Consider the following 17,406-nt stretch of genomic DNA (forward strand, 5'->3'; position numbering starts at 1 on the left):
CGGCTACGAGCCCGCGGGCTCCTTGTCGGACCCCGGCTTCGGGGTGTCCCCCGAGATGATCGGGATCTCGCTCGTCGAGAAGTCCTTCGCCCAGTCGGACTGCGCGAGCTCCGAGGTCGGGTCGTTGTAGTCCTTGATGACGTCGGCGACCTCGTCCTCGTGGGCGACCGTGGGGCCCGAGCCCATGAGCGGCGTCGCAGCCGTCTCCTTGGTGAAGAACACCGCGACGAGGCCGATCACGGCCGCGAGCATGAGGTAGAAGGCCGGGATGTCCTCGGCCCACGAGAGCCCGGCGTCCTTCGCCCCGGCGATGAGCGCCTGCGTCGCGAGCGGCGTCGTGCCACCGAAGAGCGAGACGGACACGTTGAACGCGATCGCCAGCGCGCCGTAGCGGATGATCGTCGGGAACAGCGCGGGGAGCGTCGACGGCATGGTCGACGTGAACGTGACGAGCACGAGACCGAGGATCAGCAGGCCGAAGAAGACCCCGGCACCGGTCCCGGTCTGGACGAGCTTGAGCGCCGGCCACGACAGCACGATGAAGCCGATGCAGCCGGCGGCGAGGACCGGCCGGCGGCCGAACTTGTCGGACAGGCGACCACCGAAGGTGATGACGACCATCATCAGGATCATCACGATGACGATGAGGATCAGGCCGAACGTGGCGTTCTGCCCGAGGTTCGTCTCGAGGTAGGTCGGCATGTACGACAGCAGCATGTAGTCGGTCACGTTGAACACGAGGACCAGGCCGATGCAGATGATGAGCGAGCGCCAGTTCTCGGCGAACAGCTTGAGGAACGGCGTCTTCTGCGATTCGCGCTCGGCGGCCTGCTCCTGCTGCTTCTGGAAGGCCGGGGTCTCCTCGAGCTTCAGGCGGAGGTAGAGCCCGATGAGGCCGAGCGGACCGGCGATCATGAACGGGATGCGCCAGCCCCAGCTGAGCAGGGTGTCCTCGGGCATCGCGTACTGCAGGACCGTGACGATCGACGCGCCGAGCACGTAGCCGGCCAGCGTGCCGAACTCGAGCCACGAGCCCATGAACCCGCGGCGCTTGTCGGGCGAGTACTCAGCGATGAACGTCGCGGCACCGCCGTACTCACCACCGGTCGAGAAGCCCTGCACGAAGCGGGCGACGAGGAGCAGCACGGGGGCCCAGAAGCCGATCGTCGCGTACGACGGGATGAGGCCGATCATGAGCGTGCCGGCGGCCATCAGGATCATCGTCAGCGCGAGGACCTTCTGCCGGCCGATCTTGTCGCCGATGGGGCCGAAGACGGCGCCGCCGATCGGGCGGACGATGAAGGCGGCCGCGAAGAACCCGAAGGTCGCGACGAGGTTCGACGTCGGGTCGCCCGCCGGCAGGAACACCTTCGAGATCGTGACCGTCAGGTACGCGAAGATGCCGAAGTCGAACCACTCCATCGCGTTGCCGAGGGCCGCAGCGGCGACGGCACGCTTGAGCAGCGACTCCTCGACGACGGTGACGTCGTCCTCGGTCAGCTTGCGGCGTGCACGCTTCGCTGCGCCCTTCGTGCGCAACGGCCGGTCGCCGTGCTGGTGTGCGTCGTTCGGTGCCAAGTTCGTTCCTCCGGTAGTGCTGTGTCTTGCCTTCGGGCATCCGGCGGAGAGCGACTGTGCAGTCCTCGCGAACACCGCGCTCGCCGGACAAACTCCGACAGCCTACCAGATGGAGCGCTCCGACGCGGCGGACCGCTACGATGAGGCCACCGCGTACTGTACGCGCGACACTCAGGCACCTCACCACGGACTCGGTGCCGCACACATCGATCGAAAGGCCCTGCCATGACGAAGCCCATGCCCGACAAGCCCACGGTGGACGGCCTCGAGGACGTCTGGGGTCCGGTCTGGGAGCAGGACGGCACCTACCGCTTCGACCGCGACAGCGCGACGAAGGACGCGGTGTACTCGATCGACACCCCGCCGCCGACCGCGTCGGGTTCGCTGCACATCGGGCACGTGTTCTCCTACACGCACACCGACCTCAAGGCCCGGTACGAGCGCATGCGCGGGAAGCACGTCTTCTACCCGATGGGCTGGGACGACAACGGCCTGCCGACCGAGCGCCGCGTGCAGAACTACTACGGCGTCCGGTGCGACCCGCAGCTCCCCTACGACCCCGCCTTCGTGCCGCCGTTCGAGGGCGGCGACGGCAAGTCGAGCAAGGCGGGCGACCAGCTGCCGATCTCGCGCCGCAACTTCATCGAGCTGTGCGAGCGCCTGACCGTGCAGGACGAGCAGCAGTTCGAGCACCTCTTCCGCACGCTCGGCCTGTCGGTGGACTGGACGCAGTCGTACCGCACGATCGACGACACCTCGCGGGCGAGCGCGCAGCGTGCGTTCCTCCGCAACCTCGAGCGCGGCGAGGCCTACCAGGCCGACGCCCCGACGCTCTGGGACGTCACCTTCCGCACCGCCGTCGCGCAGGCCGAGCTCGAGGACAAGGAGATGCCCGGCGCGTACCACGGCCTGGCGTTCCACCGCACCGACGGCGGCGAGGACGTCGTCATCCAGACCACCCGTCCGGAGCTGCTCCCCGCCTGCGTCGCCCTCGTCGCGCACCCGGACGACGAGCGCTTCCAGGACCTGTTCGGCACGACCGTCCGCTCCCCCCTGTTCGACGTCGAGGTCCCGGTCCTCGCGCACCACCTGGCGCAGCAGGACAAGGGCGCGGGCATCGCGATGGTCTGCACCTTCGGTGACACCACCGACGTGGTGTGGTGGCGCGAACTGCAGCTGCCGAACCGCGCGATCATCGGCTTCGACGGCCGCGTCCGCTCGGACGAGCCCGCGTGGATCGAGTCGACCCGCGGCAGGGAGCTCTACGCCGAGATGGCCGGCAAGACCGTCTTCTCGGCGAAGAAGGTCCTCGTGGACGCGCTCACCGAGTCGGGCGAGCTCGTCGGCGACGTGAAGACGATCAACCACCCGGTGAAGTTCTTCGAGAAGGGCGACAAGCCGCTCGAGATCGTCTCGACCCGCCAGTGGTACATCGTCAACGGCGCGCGCGACGAGCAGCTCAAGGAGACCCTGCGGAAGCGCGGCGAGGAGATCGCCTTCCACCCGGACTTCATGCGCGTCCGCTACGACAACTGGGTCGGTGGCCTCTCCGGCGACTGGCTCATCTCGCGCCAGCGCTTCTTCGGCGTGCCGATCCCGGTCTGGTACCCGCTCGACGCCGACGGCAACCCGGTCTTCGACCAGCCGATCGTCCCGACCGAGGCACAGCTGCCCGTCGACCCGGCGTCCGAGCCGGCCCCCGGGTACGCCGAGCACCAGCGCGGCGTCGCCGGCGGCTTCCAGGGGGAGCTCGACGTGATGGACACCTGGGCGACCTCGTCCCTCACCCCGCAGCTCGCGGGCAAGTGGGAGACGGACCCGGCGCTCTACGACCTCGTGTTCCCGTACGACGTCCGCCCGCAGGCGCAGGACATCATCCGCACGTGGCTCTTCACGACGGCACTCCGCAGCCAGCTCGAGGCCGACGTCGCGCCGTGGAAGCACGCGAGCATCTCCGGCTTCATCGTGGACCCCGACCGCAAGAAGATGTCGAAGTCGAAGGGCAACGTCGTCACGCCGCTCTCGATCCTCGAGCAGCACGGTGCCGACGCGGTCCGCTACTGGGCAGCCTCGTCGAAGCTCGGCACCGACGCGGCCTTCGACCCGCAGAACCCGAAGCAGATCAAGGTCGGTCGTCGCCTGGCGATCAAGGTGCTCAACGCGGCGAAGTTCGTGTACGGCTTCGAACTGCCGAGCGGTGCGACGACCGTCACCGAGCCCCTCGACGTCGACGTGCTGGCGGAGCTCGGCTCCGTGATCGAGCAGGCCACCGCCGCGTTCGACGGCTTCGACCACGCCCGTGCGCTGGAGGTCACCGAGCGGTTCTTCTGGACCTTCTGCGACGACTACCTCGAGCTGGTCAAGGAGCGTGCCTACGGCACCGCGCCCGACGCGACGCACGAGACCCAGGCGAGTGCGGTCCTGGCGCTGCGCGCCGCGATCGACGCGCTGCTCCGTCTGCTGGCACCGTTCCTCCCGTTCGCGACGGAGGAGGTGTGGGCCTGGACCCACGACACCAGCGTGCACACGGCCGCGTGGCCCACGGTCACGGAGCTCCCGACGCAGGCGGAGCCGTCCGGGCTGCTGGCCGCCGTCGGCCAGGCGCTGATCGGGATCCGCGGTGCGAAGACCGCCGCCAAGGCGTCCCAGAAGACGCCGGTCACCCGTGCCGTCGTGGCGGCTCCGGCCGACCAGCGCGCGCTCATCGAGCGCGCGGCGGTCGACCTGGCCGCCGTGGGCCGCATCGAGAACCTGTCGTTCACGGACGGCGAGGAGCTCGCGGTGACCGAGATCGAGCTCGCGGAGCAGCAGGCGTAGCGTCGTCCGTCGACGGGCCGGGTCGCGTGCGGCCCGGCCCGTCGTCACGAGCACGAGCACGAGCACGAGCACGAGTCGGCACTGGAGGCACGGATGCAGTTGGGTACACGCTGGAACGTGGGTGGGCAGCCACCCGAGCGACTCCCCGAGGCGATGGTCGTCGCCGCGCGCGGTGTCGAGGAGGAGCTGGCGGCGGCGTCGGTCGACGCATCGACCTGGCGCTGGACGCTGACGTACCTCGAGGGCAAGCCGATCGTCGAGCTCGACGACGGCACGTCGATCCACCTCGACCCCGCCGGGCGTGCGCAGGTGACGAACCCGGACGACGCGCCGGAGGAGGACTAGGCCGTCCCCCCGATCCCGGGCTCGACCGGGACCGGGGGACGCGGCCTACACTGGAGAACGTCCGTTCCCGAGGCGACGGGGACGAGTGGGACCGCAGCGGAGGAAGGGGATGCCCGTGTCCGGCACCGCCAGCACGACCGACCCGCAGGTGCGCGAGCGCATCGTCGACGCCGCGGACGCGCTCTTCTACGCCCGCGGGTTCCAGTCGGTCGGCATGGACGAGATCCGGACGACCGCCGGCGTCTCGTTGAAGAAGCTCTACTCGGTGTTCCCCGGCAAGGAGCAGCTCGTCGCCGCGGTGCTCGGCGGGCGGCACGACCTCTGGGAGCAGGGCATCGAGCAGGCGGTGGCCGCAGCGGGGACCCCGCGGGACCGGCTGCTCGCGATGTACGACTTCCTGGAGCAGTGGTTCGGCGACGACACCTTCCGCGGCTGCGGCTTCATCAACGCCTTCGGTGAACTGGGTGCGACCTCCCCCGCGGTCGCCGAGATCGCCCGCGAGCACAAGGACTCGTTCCAGCGGTACGTCGCCGGGCTCGCCGCGGCCGCCGTGCCGGACCTCGACGCGGCCGAGGAGCTCGCCGCCCAGCTCGCACTCCTCGCCGAGGGTGCGCAGACGACGGCCGCGATCGCGGGCGACACGACGCCGGCACGGCACGCGCGGCGCGCGGCAGCCACGCTGATCGACGTGGCCATGCGTGCGGGGACCGACCGGACGCGCTGACCCGACGCGCTGACCTGACGCTCCGACCGGACGCTCGACGACACGACGCCCGACACGACCCGACGTCGGCCGGGAGGCGCGGGGCGGGCCCGCCACGTGCCTCCAGACCGGCGTCCGGTCCGGTCCGTAGGGTGGGGCCATGGACACCCCGTTCGACCAGCCGAGCACCCTCCCCTACGCCCTGCCGCCGTTCGACGACGTCCGGCTCGAGCACTTCCGTCCCGCGTTCGACGCCGGCATCGCCGAGCAGCGTGCCGAGGTCGAGGCCATCGCCGCCGATCCCGGTGCAGCGACGTTCGAGAACACGCTGGTGGCGCTCGAACGCTCCGGGCAGCTGCTGACCCGGGTCTCGCACGTCTTCTTCACGCTGTCCTCCGCCGACTCGACGCCCGAGCTGCACGACCTCGAGGCCGAGGTGTCGCCGCTCCTCGCCGCCCACCGCGACGCGATCACCCTCGACGCGCGCCTGTACGCACGGGTCGATGCGGTGCGGTCCTCGCTCGACGAGCGTGCGGACCTGTCCGACGAGGACCGTCGACTCGTCGAGCGGGTGCACACCGAGATGACGCTCGCGGGAGCCGGCCTCGACGACGGTGGGAAGGAGCGTCTCACCGCGATCAACCAGGAACTCTCGACGCTCACCACGACCTTCGAGCGCAACCTGCTCGAGGACACGAACGACCTCGCCTTGCACGTCACCGACGAACAGGAGCTCGCCGGACTCGACGACGGCGCGAAGTCGGCCGCCGCCGCAGCCGCGGCGGACCGCGGCCTCGACGGCTGGCTCGTGACGCTGCCGCTGTACACGGGTCACCCGTGGCTCGCCTCGCTGACCGACCGCGGCCTGCGCGAACGGATCATGCGCGCCTCGCTGTCGCGGGGGCGTCGTGGGAACGCGCACGACAACCGCGAGGTCCTGCTGCGCATCGTCCGGCTCCGGGCCGAGCGGGCCGAACTCCTCGGCTTCCCGAACCACGCTGCCGTGGTGACGGCCGACGAGACCGCGGGGACGCCCGAGGCGGTCGACGGCCTGCTCTCCTCGCTCGTCCCGGCCGCGGCCGCGAACGCCGAGGACGAGCGCGCCGTCCGCTCCCGCACGGTCGGCTTCGACGTCGAGGCCTGGGACTGGGCACACGCGACGGAGGTCCTGCGCGGCGAGCAGTTCGCCGCGGACAGTTCGGCGCTGCGGCCCTACTTCGAGGCCGACCGCGTCCTGCACGACGGGGTGTTCCACGCCGCCGGCGCCCTGTACGGACTGACGTTCACCGAACGCTCGGACCTGCACGGCTACAACGACGAGGTCCGGGTCTTCGAGGTGCACGGCGACTCCGGGGAGGAGGTCGGGCTCTACCTGCTCGACCTCTACACACGGGACGGCAAGCGTGGCGGTGCCTGGATGAACCCCGTCGTCGAGCAGTCACACCTGCTCGGCACGCTGCCCGTCGTCGTGAACAACCTCAACGTGGCGAAGCCCGCCGCCGGCTCCCCCACGCTGCTGATCCAGGACGAGGTCGAGACGCTCTTCCACGAGTTCGGGCACGCGCTGCACGGGCTCATCGCCAGGACGACCTACCCACGGTTCTCGGGCACGAACGTCGAACGGGACTTCGTGGAGTTCCCCTCGCAGGTCAACGAGATGTGGGTGACCTGGCCCTCGGTCCTCGCGAACTACGCGAAGCACCACGAGACCGGCGAGCCGCTGCCGCCCGAGCTCGTGCTCGGACTGAGCGACTCCGCCGGCTTCAACGAGGGCTTCTCGACCACCGAGTACCTCGCCGCGGCGCTGCTCGACCAGGCGTGGCACCGCCTGTCGGCCGCCGAGGCCGCCGAGGTGACCGACGTCGAGGCGTTCGAGCGCCAGGCCCTCGCTTCCGCGGGCATCGACGTGACCGCGGTGCCGCCGCGGTACTCGTCGACGTACTTCGCGCACACGTTCTCGGGCGGGTACGACGCCGGGTACTACGGGTACATCTGGTCCGAGGTGCTCGACGCGGACACCGTCGAGTGGTTCCGCGAGCACGGCGGACTCTCGCGCGAGGCCGGGCGGCGGTTCGCGTCGCTCGTGCTCGGGGTCGGCGGCGCGCAGGACCCCCTCGAGGCCTACCGTGCGTTCCGCGGCCGCGACGCCGAGGTCGGGCCGCTGCTGCGCCGTCGCGGGCTCGAGTAGCGCGGCGCCGCGCCGCGGCGCGCCGCCGCGGCGCCGGGCCAGTGCGTCGGCACAACCGGAAGCACGTCGCGCCGCGGAAGTCCGCGGCGCGACGTGCTTCCCGTTGTGCAGCGGCACGTCACACCGCGGATCACCCCGGTCCGCCTGCGCACCGCTCCCACGACCGCTCCCACGAACGCACCCGCACCCGCGCCCCCTCCCGCACACGGCGACGGCCCGGCCCCACGCGGGGACCGGGCCGTCGGCCTGCGGGCGTCGGACGCTACGCGGACTTCTCCACGCGCTTCGCCCGGGGACGCGGCACGATCGTCGGCGCGGCGTTCTCGAGCACGGACTCGCGGGTGATGACGACGCGCGCGACGTCGTCGTCCGACGGCACGTCGAACATGACCGGACCGAGGACCTCTTCGAGGATGGCCCGGAGGCCGCGGGCACCGGTCTGGCGCAGCACCGCGAGGTCCGCGATGGCCTCGAGCGCCCCGCGGTCGAAGTCGAGCTCGACACCGTCGATCGCGAACATCCGCTGGTACTGCTTCACCAGCGCGTTCTTCGGCTCGGTCAGGATCTGCATGAGCGCCGCCTGGTCGAGCTGCGACACCGTCGTGACGACGGGCAGACGACCGATGAACTCGGGGATGAGCCCGAACTTGTGCAGGTCCTCGGGCAGGACGTCGGCGAACAGGTCCTGCTGGTCGAGCGGGCTGTGCAGCGGAGCGCCGAACCCGATCCCGCGCTTGCCGACGCGCGACGACACGATGTCCTCGAGTCCCGCGAACGCCCCCGCCACGATGAACAGCACGTTCGTCGTGTCGATCTGGATGAACTCCTGGTGCGGGTGCTTCCGACCGCCCTGCGGCGGGACCGACGCGGTCGTGCCCTCGAGGATCTTGAGCAGCGCCTGCTGCACGCCCTCGCCGGAGACGTCGCGCGTGATCGACGGGTTCTCCGCCTTGCGCGCGATCTTGTCGACCTCGTCGATGTAGATGATGCCCGTCTCGGCACGCTTGACGTCGTAGTCCGCGGCCTGGATGAGCTTGAGCAGGATGTTCTCGACGTCCTCGCCCACGTAGCCGGCCTCGGTCAGGGCTGTGGCGTCGGCGACGGCGAACGGCACGTTGAGCCGCTTCGCCAGGGTCTGCGCGAGGTAGGTCTTGCCGCAGCCGGTCGGCCCGATGAGCAGGATGTTCGACTTCGCGATCTCGACGTCGTCGCGGTCCTCGGCAGCGGTGATCTGCCCCTGTGCACGGATGCGCTTGTAGTGGTTGTAGACGGCCACGGCCAGCGCACGCTTCGCCGGGTCCTGGCCGATCACGTACTCCTGCAGGAAGTCGAAGATCTCGCGGGGCTTCGGCAGCTCGAAGTCGCCGCTCGTGGTGTCCTCACCCGCTTCGGCGAGGCGCTCCTCGATGATCTCGTTGCACAGCTCGACGCACTCGTCGCAGATGTACACCCCCGGCCCGGCGATGAGCTGCTGGACCTGCTTCTGGCTCTTGCCGCAGAAGGAGCACTTGAGCAGGTCAGCGCTCTCCCCGATGCGTGCCATGTCGGTGCCCTCCTTGGATGACCGGTGCAGTTCAGCGATGCAGGCTGGTGACCCGCCCGATGTGATCGACTCTAACCGCATCCGGTGACACCCACGGCGACGCCGTCCGGCCTGTCCCCACGCGTTCGCCCAGGGCGTGCACACCTGGTACCGTTGGCACGTTCCTCTACAAGTTGTAGAAAACCGGAAGGACCCCATGACGAAGCGCCTCGCTCTCCTCGGCACCGGAACCCTCGGCGTCTCCGCCGCGATCGTCCTCGGCACCGCGGCCGCCGCGAGCGCACACGTCGAGGCGGATGCGACCTCGACGGCGGCGAACTCGTACACGACCGCGACGTTCTCGGTGCCGCACGGCTGCGACGGCTCCCCCACCACGAAGCTCGTCTTCCAGGTGCCCGAGTCCGTCATCGAGGTCACGCCGACCGTCAACCCGAACTGGACGATCACGAAGGCGACCGAGCCCTACACCGCCCCGTCGAGCAGCGCTGCGAGCGACGAGGAGTCCGAGGCCGGCGCCGAGCGCGTCACGAGCGTCACCTACACCGCGAAGACCCCGCTGCCCGCTGACGAGCGCGACACCTTCTCACTGTCCTTCGCGCTGCCCGACGGCAAGCCGGGCGACCGCGTGGCCTTCCCGGTCGTGCAGACCTGCGAGCAGGGGTCGACCGACTGGGACCAGGTGCAGAAGAGCGGCGAGTCCGAGCCGGAGCACCCCGCGCCGTCGATCGTCCTGACCGCCGCCAGCGCGGCGAGCGGTGACGACGACGACGCGACGACGGCCACCGCGAGCGACACCACGACCACCGCGGCGCAGCCCGACCTGGTCGGTCGCTTCCTCGGCCTCGGCGGCCTGGTGGTCGGGGCCGTCGGCCTGGTCGTCGCCGTCGCCGCCACGCGCCGCCGGGACGCCTCGAAGTGACGCGGACCGCACGGTCGGCGCGCGCCCGTCGGTCCCCGGGTGACCGGCGTCCGGTCTGGAGGCCCGTGGCCGCGACCGCCGCGACCCTCGCCGTCGCGGGCGGTGCGGTCCTCGGGCTCGCCGCCCCCGCCAGCGCGCACAACTACCTGGTGTCGTCGACGCCGAAGGTGGGCGGGACGCTCACCGAGCTCCCCGACCGCTTCGACATCACGACGAACGACCGGCTCCTGGCGATCGGCGGGTCGGACTCGGGCTTCGCCTTCCGGGTCATCGGCCCGGACGGTCGGTACCACGAGGACGGCTGCGTCTCCGTGGACGGCCCCTCGATGACGACGAAGGCCGCCCTCGGCGACTCCGGGAAGTACGAGGTCGAGTGGCAGATCGTCTCGGCCGACGGCCACACGGTCTCCGACCGGTACGACTTCACCTGGAAGGCCCCGGCCGGCTTCTCCCCCGACCGCGGCACCGCGACGCCGGCGACCTGCGCCGACGGCAGCGGGGGCGGCTCGGGGGCCGCAGCGTCCAGCGCACCCGACGCCGCATCCGGTGACACCGGCGACTCGAGCGCGACCGACGCCCTGTTCATCGGCGCCGGTGGCATCGTCCTCGCCGGCGTCGTCGTCGCGGTCCTGCTGCTGCTCCGTCGCCGTCCCGCCGCCCCGGCGGCCGACGACCACGACGAGGACTGACACCCTCCCACCGGACCGGCACCGCGCCTCCAGGCCGGATCCGCACCCTCGACGCCGCACCGGACACGACGAAGGCCCCGCACCGATCGGTGCGGGGCCTCCGTGCGTGCAGCGCTACTTGACGAGCGCCGGCAGGTTCTTGCGGCTCGTGAGGACCTGGTCGATCAGGCCGTACTCGAGTGCCTCTTCCGCGGACATGATCTTGTCGCGCTCGATGTCGTTGTTGACCTGCTCCGGGGTCCGGTTCGAGTGCTTCGACAGCGTCTCCTCGAGCCAGGTGCGCATGCGGAGGATCTCCGCCGCCTGGATCTCGATGTCGGACGCCTGACCGCCACCCTGCTGGACGGCGGGCTGGTGGATGAGCACGCGGGCGTTCGGCAGGGCGAGACGCTTGCCGGGGGTCCCCGCGGCGAGGAGCACCGACGCGGCCGAAGCGGCCTGGCCGAGGCAGACCGTCTGGATCTGCGGACGGATGTACTGCATCGTGTCGTAGATCGCCGTCATCGCGGTGAACGAGCCACCGGGCGAGTTGATGTACATCACGATGTCGCGGTCCGGGTCCATCGACTCGAGCACGAGCAGCTGGGCCATGACGTCGTCGGCGGACGCGTCGTCCACCTGGACGCCGAGGAACACGATGCGGTCCTCGAAGAGCTTCGCGTACGGGTCCTGCCGCTTGAAGCCGTAGGCCGTGCGCTCCTCGAAGCTGGGGAGGATGTAGCGATCGGACGGAGCCGGGACGTTCTGCGCGCCACCGAGCATGGGGAGGTGCATTCTCGTTTCCTTCTCTTCGGTGGTGGTCAGTTGGACTCGGGCTCGGCTGCCGCGGTCGGCGTCTCGCCGTCGCTCACGGTGCCGCCGCCGCCGACGACCTCGACCGACGAGGCGCGGAGGTGGTCGACGAAGCCGTACTCCAGGGCCTCCTGCGCCGTGAACCAGTTGTCACGGTCGTTGTCCTTGAGGACCTGCTCGATCGTCTTGCCGGTCTGCTCCGCCGTGAGCTCCGCCATCCGCTGCTTCATGTCGAGGATGACCTTCGCCTGCGTCTGGATGTCGGCAGCGGTGCCGCCGAAGCCACCGGACGGCTGGTGCAGGAGCACGCGGGCGTTCGGGGTGATGTAGCGCTTGCCCGGGGTGCCCGACGAGAGCAGGAACTGCCCCATCGAGGCGGCGAGGCCGATGCCCACGGTGACGATGTCGTTCGGCACGAACTGCATCGTGTCGTAGATCGCCATGCCCGCGGTGATCGAGCCACCGGGCGAGTTGATGTAGAGGTAGATGTCCTTCTCGGGGTCCTCGGCGGCGAGCATCAGCAGCTTCGCTGCGATCTCGTTCGAGTTGTCGTCGCGGACCTCAGAGCCGAGCCACACGATCCGGTCTCTCAGAAGGCGGTCAAAAACACTGGGGTTCAGTGTCGCTTCGGCCATGGAAAAGCTCCCGTTCAGTTGTCGCTTGATGTCGAACTTATCGGGTGCAACGCACCACTTCGCGTCTGTTCGCTCTGGGCGGTCGGATGGTGCCGGCACGACGGACGGGAGGCACGGTGCCAGCTGGCACCGTGCCTCCCGTCCGTCAGCGCGTCGCGTTACTTCGCGTCGGCCTCGGTGACCTCGTCGGGGTCGGCCGACTCGTCGTCAGCCGACTCCTGCGCCACACCGGCGGTGAAGGCGGACAGGTCGACGGCGTCGCCGTTCGTGTCCTTGACGGTGACCTTCGACAGGACGGTCGCGACCGCCTTCGAGCGGGCGACCTCGCCGACCATGCCGGGGATCTGCCCGTTCTGGTCGATCACCTTGATGAACTCGGCCGGCTCCATGCCGTACTGCGACGCCGCCTGGATGAGGTACTGCGTGAGTTCCTCCTGGGAGACCTGGATCTCCTCCTTCTCGGCGATGGCGTCGAGGAGCAGCTGCGAGCGGAAGGCCTTCTCGCTGGACTCGGAGACCTCCTTGCGGTGCTCCTCGTCCTCGAGACGGTTCTCCTGCTCGAGGTGACGGTGCACCTCGTCCTCGATGAGCTGCTCCGAGATCGGGATGTCCACGTCCTCGATGAGCTTCTCGACGAGCTTGTCGCGAGCCGCGGCGCCCTGACCGAAGGTCTTGGACTTCGCGATCTGCTCCTTCAGGTCCGCCTTGAGCTCGTCGATGGTGTCGAACTGGCTGGCGATCTGGGCGAACTCGTCGTCGGCCTCGGGGAGCTCGCGCTCCTTGACGGCGGTGACGGTGACGGCGATCTGCGCGGTCTCGCCCTCGCGGTCGCCACCGACCAGCGTGGACTCGAAGGTGGTCGACTCACCGGCGGTGAGCGACTCGAGCGCCTCGTCGATGCCCTCGAGCAGGTCGCCCGAGCCGATCTCGTAGGAGACGCCGGTGGCCGAGTCGACCTCGTCGTCACCGATGGTGGCGGTCAGGTCGATCTGGGCGAAGTCGCCGGTCTCGGCCGGGCGGTCGACCGTCACGAGCGTGCCGAAGCGGGTGCGCAGGTTCTGCAGCTCCTCCTCGATCTCGTCGTCGGAGACCTCGACGGCGTCGACCGTGAGCTCGTACTGGTCGTACGCGGGGAGGTCGAACTCGGGACGGACGTCGACCTCGAAGGTGAGGACGAGGTCGCCCGAGAAGTCCGCGACGTTCGGGAGCTCGGCGACGTCGGCCTCGGCACGGCCGAGGATGCGCAGCTCCTGCTCCTCCACCGCCTGGCGGTAGAAGGTGTCGATGGCGTCACCGACGGCGTGGTTCAGGACCTCGCCGCGGCCGACGCGCTGGTCGACGATCGCCGGCGGGACCTTGCCCTTGCGGAAGCCGGGGATGTTGATCTGCTCGGCGATGTGCTTGTAGGCGTGGTCGATGCTCGGCTTGAGATCGTCCGGCGTCACGTTCACGGTGAGCTTGACGCGGGTGTCGCTCACCTTGTCGACGGTGCTGGTGGCCAAGGGATGTACTCCTGTTGGTTGACGTTCGAGTGGACCTGGTCGGGGCGACAGGATTCGAACCTGCGACCTCCCGCTCCCAAAGCGGGCGCTCTACCAAGCTGAGCTACGCCCCGTGACTGGGCCAGGTGACCGCGCACGCCCGAGGGCACGCACGACCGCGACGAGTCTAGCGGTCCCCCGCTGCCTGGTTCCCGGGCGGCGTGCCGCGTGTGGACGGTTCCTGCTCGGCGCTGCGCCGCAGGCCCCGTCGCCACCGCACCCCGACGGCGACCTGCACCCCGAGCGCGGCGACCATGAGCGCGACGCCGAGGACGATGCGCCAGACGTGCAGCAGGGCGTGCCAGGGCTGGGCCTGCGGGTCGCCGAAGGCCTCGGGACGGAGCGAGAACACCACGGCGGCGACGGCGAGCAGCGCGAACGAGAGCACCCGGGAGCGCTTGATCCGGCGCGTGTCGGGGCCGTCCGGCTGCGGCAGCACGTTCGATGGCATGTCGGGGGCCGTTCGTCCGCTACGATGGTGGCGCTGCGGACTGGTGCCGCAGTGCGGGGATGTAGCTCAATGGTAGAGCCCCAGTCTTCCAAACTGGCCACGCGGGTTCGATTCCCGTCATCCCCTCCACGTCCTCTTCACGGCTTCCGACCGGCGCTGCGCCGAAACTCGGTTCCCGTCATCCCCTCCACACCGTCGTCGCGATCAGGCGGTCGTCTTCGTCAGGCCGTGCTCGGTCTTCTCCCAGTAGTGCGGCCGGGTGATCAGCTGCCACAGGCCCTTGTACGCGGCGACCGAGTGCAGGATCCAGTACAGCGGGTTGAGGAGCGCCCAGCCCATCAGGTCGAACCGACCGCGCTTGTACGGCCCCATCATCGTCAGGTAGATCATCGTGGCGTTGCCGAGCAGGAAGTCGAGCACGCAGAGCCACAGCACCGGCGCCGGGAACAGCGGCGCGGTCCAGTCGGCCGGCAGCACGAGCGTCGCGATCGTCACGAGGACGCCGGGCAGCATCCCGAGGAACGTCAGCGGGGTCCCCGCGATGAGCAGGGCGAACGCGGCCGCGCGACGCGGGCCGATCTCGCGGACGAGCGCCCGGGGCCTGCGCGCGTGCACGAGGGCGGTCTGCATGTAGCCCTTGATCCACCGGGAGCGCTGCCGGACGAAGTTCGGGATCGAGGTGTTCGCCTCCTCCATCGTCGTGGAGTTGACGACGGCGACGCGGTACCCGACGGCGGACGCGCGGATGCCGAGGTCGGCGTCCTCGGTCACGTTGTAGGGGTCCCACCCGCCGAGCTCACGGAGCAGCTCGGCGCGGAAGTGGTTCGACGTCCCGCCCAGCGGGATCGGCAGCTGTCGCGCGTCGAGGCCGGCGAGCATGTAGTCGAACCAGTACGAGTACTCGAGCGTGAACATGCGCGTGAGCGCGTTCTCGTCGGCGTTGAAGTAGCTCAGCGCCGCCTGCACGCACACGGTGTCGTCCCCGGCGCGGTCGAAGGTCAGGAACACCTTCTTGAGCTGGTCGGGGTCGGGACGGTCCTCGGCGTCGTAGATGACGACGTACTCCCCCTGCGCGATGGCGAGGCCGACGTTGCACGCGCGGGGCTTCGTCTGGGGTGACCCCGGCGGGACGATGACGATGCGCATCCAGTCCGGCGGGGCTGCGTCGATGACGGCCTCGCGGGTCTCGTGGTCCTCGGCCTCGACGAGCACCAGGACCTCGAGCCGGTCCTTCGGCCAGTCGAGCACCTCGAGGTTCCGGACGAGGTCGTGCACGATGTTCGCCTCGCGGAACACGGGCACGAGCACGGTGTAGGTCGGCAGGGCGTCGTCGTCCAGGGCGGCGACGTCCTCGGCCGAGACCTGCTCGACCAGGTCGAAGCGGGCCCCGACCATCGACACCCAGAACTTGAAGAGGATCCCGGCCAGGAACCCCAGGGAGAGCACCGCCGTCGCGACCGCGACCGTGCTGCCCGGTGCGAGGACGAGGCACACCGCGAACAGGAGCAGGGCGACCGCACCGCCGACCCGTTGTCCTCGTGAGAGGACGGTCCGTGCGGACAGGGCCGGGTTCGTCCGGGCGAGACCGTGGGCGGCGAGGTCGGCGACCTCCTCCTCGAGCTCGTACGCGATGCGCTGCCGGACGTCCGCCTCGGACGCGCTGCGGAGGACGACGGGTTCGCCGAACTCCTCGGTGAGCGCCGCCCGGAGGACGTCCGGGTCCGACCGACCGCTGGTCAGGACGAGGACGCCCTCGCGGATGCGGGCGGACGCGACCCAGCCCTCCTCGACGTGCCGCTGCACGGAGCACCGGTGCCGCGGTCGCCAGTCGACGTCCTCGCCGCGGTGCCGACCGGTCCCACCGACCACGACGGTCGGCTCGGCGTCCACCGGCGGCCGCGCTCCGACGGCGGTCACCGGAGCACCACCGCCGCGACGGCGTGCATCCACTCGACGACGACCTGGCGTTCGGAGGCCGCGGCCCACGCGAGCGGGACCTGCAGGACGGCGAGGACGACGACCAGGGTGCTGGTGACCCGGCCGGCGACCGGCGGCAGGATCGCGATCGCGACGCTGAGCATCGTGACGAAGACGTTGCCGGCCGTCGCGACCGGCACGAGCCCGATCGCGTACCCGCCCACGGTCCCGACGAAGAGCGCCGCGACGAGGGCGATCGCGCCGGGCCGGCGCACGAGCAGTGCCAGGGTGGCGCCGGCGACGAGCATCGTCACCAGGAGCAGGCCGTCCGCCGAGGCGAAGAGGTGGCGCAGGCCGTCGAGTCGCTCCTCGGACACGCTGATCGTCCCGCGCAGCGCCGCGAACGGGTCGTGGAGCACCATGAGGTCGAGGACGGCCGTCGAGAGCGCGACGGCGAGGCTCGGGAACACCAGGACGAGCACGTTCGCCCGCCGGATGCCGCGCTGGTCGTGCCGTGCCAGGTCGAGCAACGGGGCGGCGAGCGCCGCGATGCCGACGTAGACGAAGCCCATCGGGTCGACCAGCGTGGACAGCATCAGCGCGAGGCCCGCGCGGAACCCCGCCTGCGTGTCCCCCCACGCGAAGAACCGCACCATGTCGACGACGGCCAGGGCGAAGAGGGCGATGCCGAGGAACGCCTGCAGGTCGTCGAGCGCGAGGAAGGCGTACAGCGGGTTGGCGCCGAGCGCGATCGTGAACGCGACGACCTCGCGCATGCGCAGGCCGCGGCGCAGCATGTCCTGCGCGAGGAGCTGGAGCAGCACGCCGGCGACGATCCCGCCGAGCACCGCGGCACCCTGCACACCGAAGGGCATGAAGCGCAGGAGCACCCCGGAGAGCAGCGGCCAGAGCTGCCCGATGGCCGGCACCACGCCACCGTCGAGCGCGGCCGTCGCCCGGTCGAGCGTCACCTGGTTGCCGGTCAGCCCGATGAGCGGCGTCGTCGTGATGCGCGACGCCACGAGCGCGAGGGCCACGTAGGGCAGCGCGAAGGCGGCGCGGAGCAGCCACCGGACGGCGACGGACGGCAGGGGCCGCAGCGGTGCGGGTGCCGGCACCGCACCGGTCGGCGCCGGGTGCGGGCGGGAGAGCGTGACGGTCATGCGGCTCCTCCGGGTGAAGCACGCAGGGGTGTCCTGCACCGTCCATTCCACCCCGTGTCCCCGGAGCGCGACAGCCCACGAACGGGGTACAAGCCGGTCCCCCTCGTGGCGGACCGACCAGCACC

General features: G+C 70.4%; 14 protein-coding genes and 2 tRNA genes. 7 read left to right on the top strand and 9 right to left on the bottom strand.

What is annotated here, in order from left to right; translation table 11 throughout:
• Window positions 1-3 precede the first annotated feature (3 nt).
• Window positions 4-1,578 (bottom strand): glycine betaine/L-proline transporter ProP, encoded by a 1,575-nt coding sequence (gene proP, locus JOD95_RS04390; protein WP_235426521.1) that lies wholly within the window; start codon window positions 1,576-1,578, stop codon window positions 4-6.
• A 225-nt stretch (window positions 1,579-1,803) separates the two neighbouring features.
• Here proP and valS point away from each other — a divergent pair, with 225 nt between their 5' ends.
• The 4 genes from valS (at window position 1,804) to JOD95_RS04410 (ending at window position 7,631) form a co-directional block, all read left to right on the top strand.
• The gene (gene valS / locus JOD95_RS04395; protein ID WP_245171563.1) at window positions 1,804-4,395 is read left to right on the top strand and encodes a valine--tRNA ligase; all 2,592 of its coding nucleotides are present in this window, start codon (window positions 1,804-1,806) and stop codon (window positions 4,393-4,395) included.
• 93 nt (window positions 4,396-4,488) lie between these two features.
• Window positions 4,489-4,740 (top strand): hypothetical protein, encoded by a 252-nt coding sequence (locus JOD95_RS04400; protein WP_066653141.1) that lies wholly within the window; start codon window positions 4,489-4,491, stop codon window positions 4,738-4,740.
• 115 nt (window positions 4,741-4,855) lie between these two features.
• Window positions 4,856-5,464 carry a TetR/AcrR family transcriptional regulator gene (locus JOD95_RS04405; RefSeq protein WP_271827119.1) on the top strand — a complete coding sequence of 203 codons (609 nt, stop codon included), beginning with the start codon at window positions 4,856-4,858 and terminating at the stop codon, window positions 5,462-5,464.
• A 139-nt stretch (window positions 5,465-5,603) separates the two neighbouring features.
• Window positions 5,604-7,631, top strand: a complete 2,028-nt coding sequence (locus tag JOD95_RS04410) for a M3 family metallopeptidase (protein WP_066653134.1) — start codon at window positions 5,604-5,606, stop codon at window positions 7,629-7,631.
• 262 nt (window positions 7,632-7,893) lie between these two features.
• Here JOD95_RS04410 and clpX read toward each other — a convergent pair whose 3' ends face one another.
• Complete coding sequence (gene clpX, locus JOD95_RS04415) at window positions 7,894-9,174, bottom strand: ATP-dependent Clp protease ATP-binding subunit ClpX (RefSeq protein ID WP_066653131.1); 1,281 nt, start codon at window positions 9,172-9,174, stop codon at window positions 7,894-7,896.
• A gap of 196 nt (window positions 9,175-9,370) precedes the next feature.
• Between clpX and JOD95_RS04420 the strand changes: the two genes are divergently transcribed.
• Window positions 9,371-10,093, top strand: a complete 723-nt coding sequence (locus JOD95_RS04420; RefSeq protein ID WP_066653129.1) for a YcnI family protein — start codon at window positions 9,371-9,373, stop codon at window positions 10,091-10,093.
• Between the two features lie 65 nt (window positions 10,094-10,158).
• Window positions 10,159-10,782, top strand: coding sequence for a copper resistance CopC family protein (locus JOD95_RS04425; RefSeq protein WP_066653127.1), 624 nt, complete (start codon window positions 10,159-10,161; stop codon window positions 10,780-10,782).
• Window positions 10,783-10,896: 114 nt separating this feature from the next.
• On the opposite strand, the gene JOD95_RS04430 is transcribed toward JOD95_RS04425, so the two are convergent.
• The 5 genes from JOD95_RS04430 to JOD95_RS04450 all read right to left on the bottom strand — a co-directional run bounded on the left by JOD95_RS04430 (window position 10,897) and on the right by JOD95_RS04450 (window position 14,201).
• On the bottom strand, window positions 10,897-11,556 hold the full coding sequence (locus JOD95_RS04430) for an ATP-dependent Clp protease proteolytic subunit (protein WP_066653125.1): 660 nt from the start codon (window positions 11,554-11,556) through the stop codon (window positions 10,897-10,899).
• Between the two features lie 26 nt (window positions 11,557-11,582).
• Window positions 11,583-12,209, bottom strand: a complete 627-nt coding sequence (locus JOD95_RS04435; RefSeq protein WP_066653123.1) for an ATP-dependent Clp protease proteolytic subunit — start codon at window positions 12,207-12,209, stop codon at window positions 11,583-11,585.
• A 158-nt stretch (window positions 12,210-12,367) separates the two neighbouring features.
• Entirely contained in the window at window positions 12,368-13,711 is a 1,344-nt protein-coding gene (gene tig / locus JOD95_RS04440; RefSeq protein ID WP_209683449.1) for a trigger factor, read from the bottom strand.
• A gap of 36 nt (window positions 13,712-13,747) precedes the next feature.
• A tRNA-Pro gene (locus JOD95_RS04445) sits at window positions 13,748-13,824 on the bottom strand.
• Between the two features lie 53 nt (window positions 13,825-13,877).
• On the bottom strand, window positions 13,878-14,201 hold the full coding sequence (locus tag JOD95_RS04450) for a hypothetical protein (RefSeq protein WP_209683452.1): 324 nt from the start codon (window positions 14,199-14,201) through the stop codon (window positions 13,878-13,880).
• A gap of 55 nt (window positions 14,202-14,256) precedes the next feature.
• Here JOD95_RS04450 and JOD95_RS04455 point away from each other — a divergent pair.
• Window positions 14,257-14,330 (top strand) — tRNA-Gly (locus tag JOD95_RS04455).
• 75 nt (window positions 14,331-14,405) lie between these two features.
• Here the strand turns inward: JOD95_RS04455 and JOD95_RS16200 are convergent.
• Window positions 14,406-16,118 carry a glycosyltransferase gene (locus JOD95_RS16200; protein WP_251159818.1) on the bottom strand — a complete coding sequence of 571 codons (1,713 nt, stop codon included), beginning with the start codon at window positions 16,116-16,118 and terminating at the stop codon, window positions 14,406-14,408.
• Entirely contained in the window at window positions 16,115-17,281 is a 1,167-nt protein-coding gene (locus JOD95_RS16205; protein ID WP_245171567.1) for a hypothetical protein, read from the bottom strand. The genes JOD95_RS16200 and JOD95_RS16205 overlap by 4 nt, the downstream gene beginning before the upstream one ends.
• Window positions 17,282-17,406: the final 125 nt, after the last annotated feature.

Source organism: Curtobacterium sp. 1310 (genome assembly GCF_017834105.1).
Taxonomy (GTDB): domain Bacteria; phylum Actinomycetota; class Actinomycetes; order Actinomycetales; family Microbacteriaceae; genus Curtobacterium.

Coding starts and splice junctions, on each gene's coding strand:
- JOD95_RS04450 (WP_209683452.1), bottom strand. CDS start 14,201: ATGCCATCGAACGTGCTGCCGCAGCCGGACGGCCCCGACACGCGCCGG.
- clpX (WP_066653131.1), bottom strand. CDS start 9,174: ATGGCACGCATCGGGGAGAGCGCTGACCTGCTCAAGTGCTCCTTCTGC.
- JOD95_RS16205 (WP_245171567.1), bottom strand. CDS start 17,281: ATGACCGTCACGCTCTCCCGCCCGCACCCGGCGCCGACCGGTGCGGTG.
- JOD95_RS04400 (WP_066653141.1), top strand. CDS start 4,489: ATGCAGTTGGGTACACGCTGGAACGTGGGTGGGCAGCCACCCGAGCGA.
- JOD95_RS04410 (WP_066653134.1), top strand. CDS start 5,604: ATGGACACCCCGTTCGACCAGCCGAGCACCCTCCCCTACGCCCTGCCG.
- JOD95_RS04420 (WP_066653129.1), top strand. CDS start 9,371: ATGACGAAGCGCCTCGCTCTCCTCGGCACCGGAACCCTCGGCGTCTCC.
- JOD95_RS04435 (WP_066653123.1), bottom strand. CDS start 12,209: ATGGCCGAAGCGACACTGAACCCCAGTGTTTTTGACCGCCTTCTGAGA.
- valS (WP_245171563.1), top strand. CDS start 1,804: ATGACGAAGCCCATGCCCGACAAGCCCACGGTGGACGGCCTCGAGGAC.
- JOD95_RS04430 (WP_066653125.1), bottom strand. CDS start 11,556: ATGCACCTCCCCATGCTCGGTGGCGCGCAGAACGTCCCGGCTCCGTCC.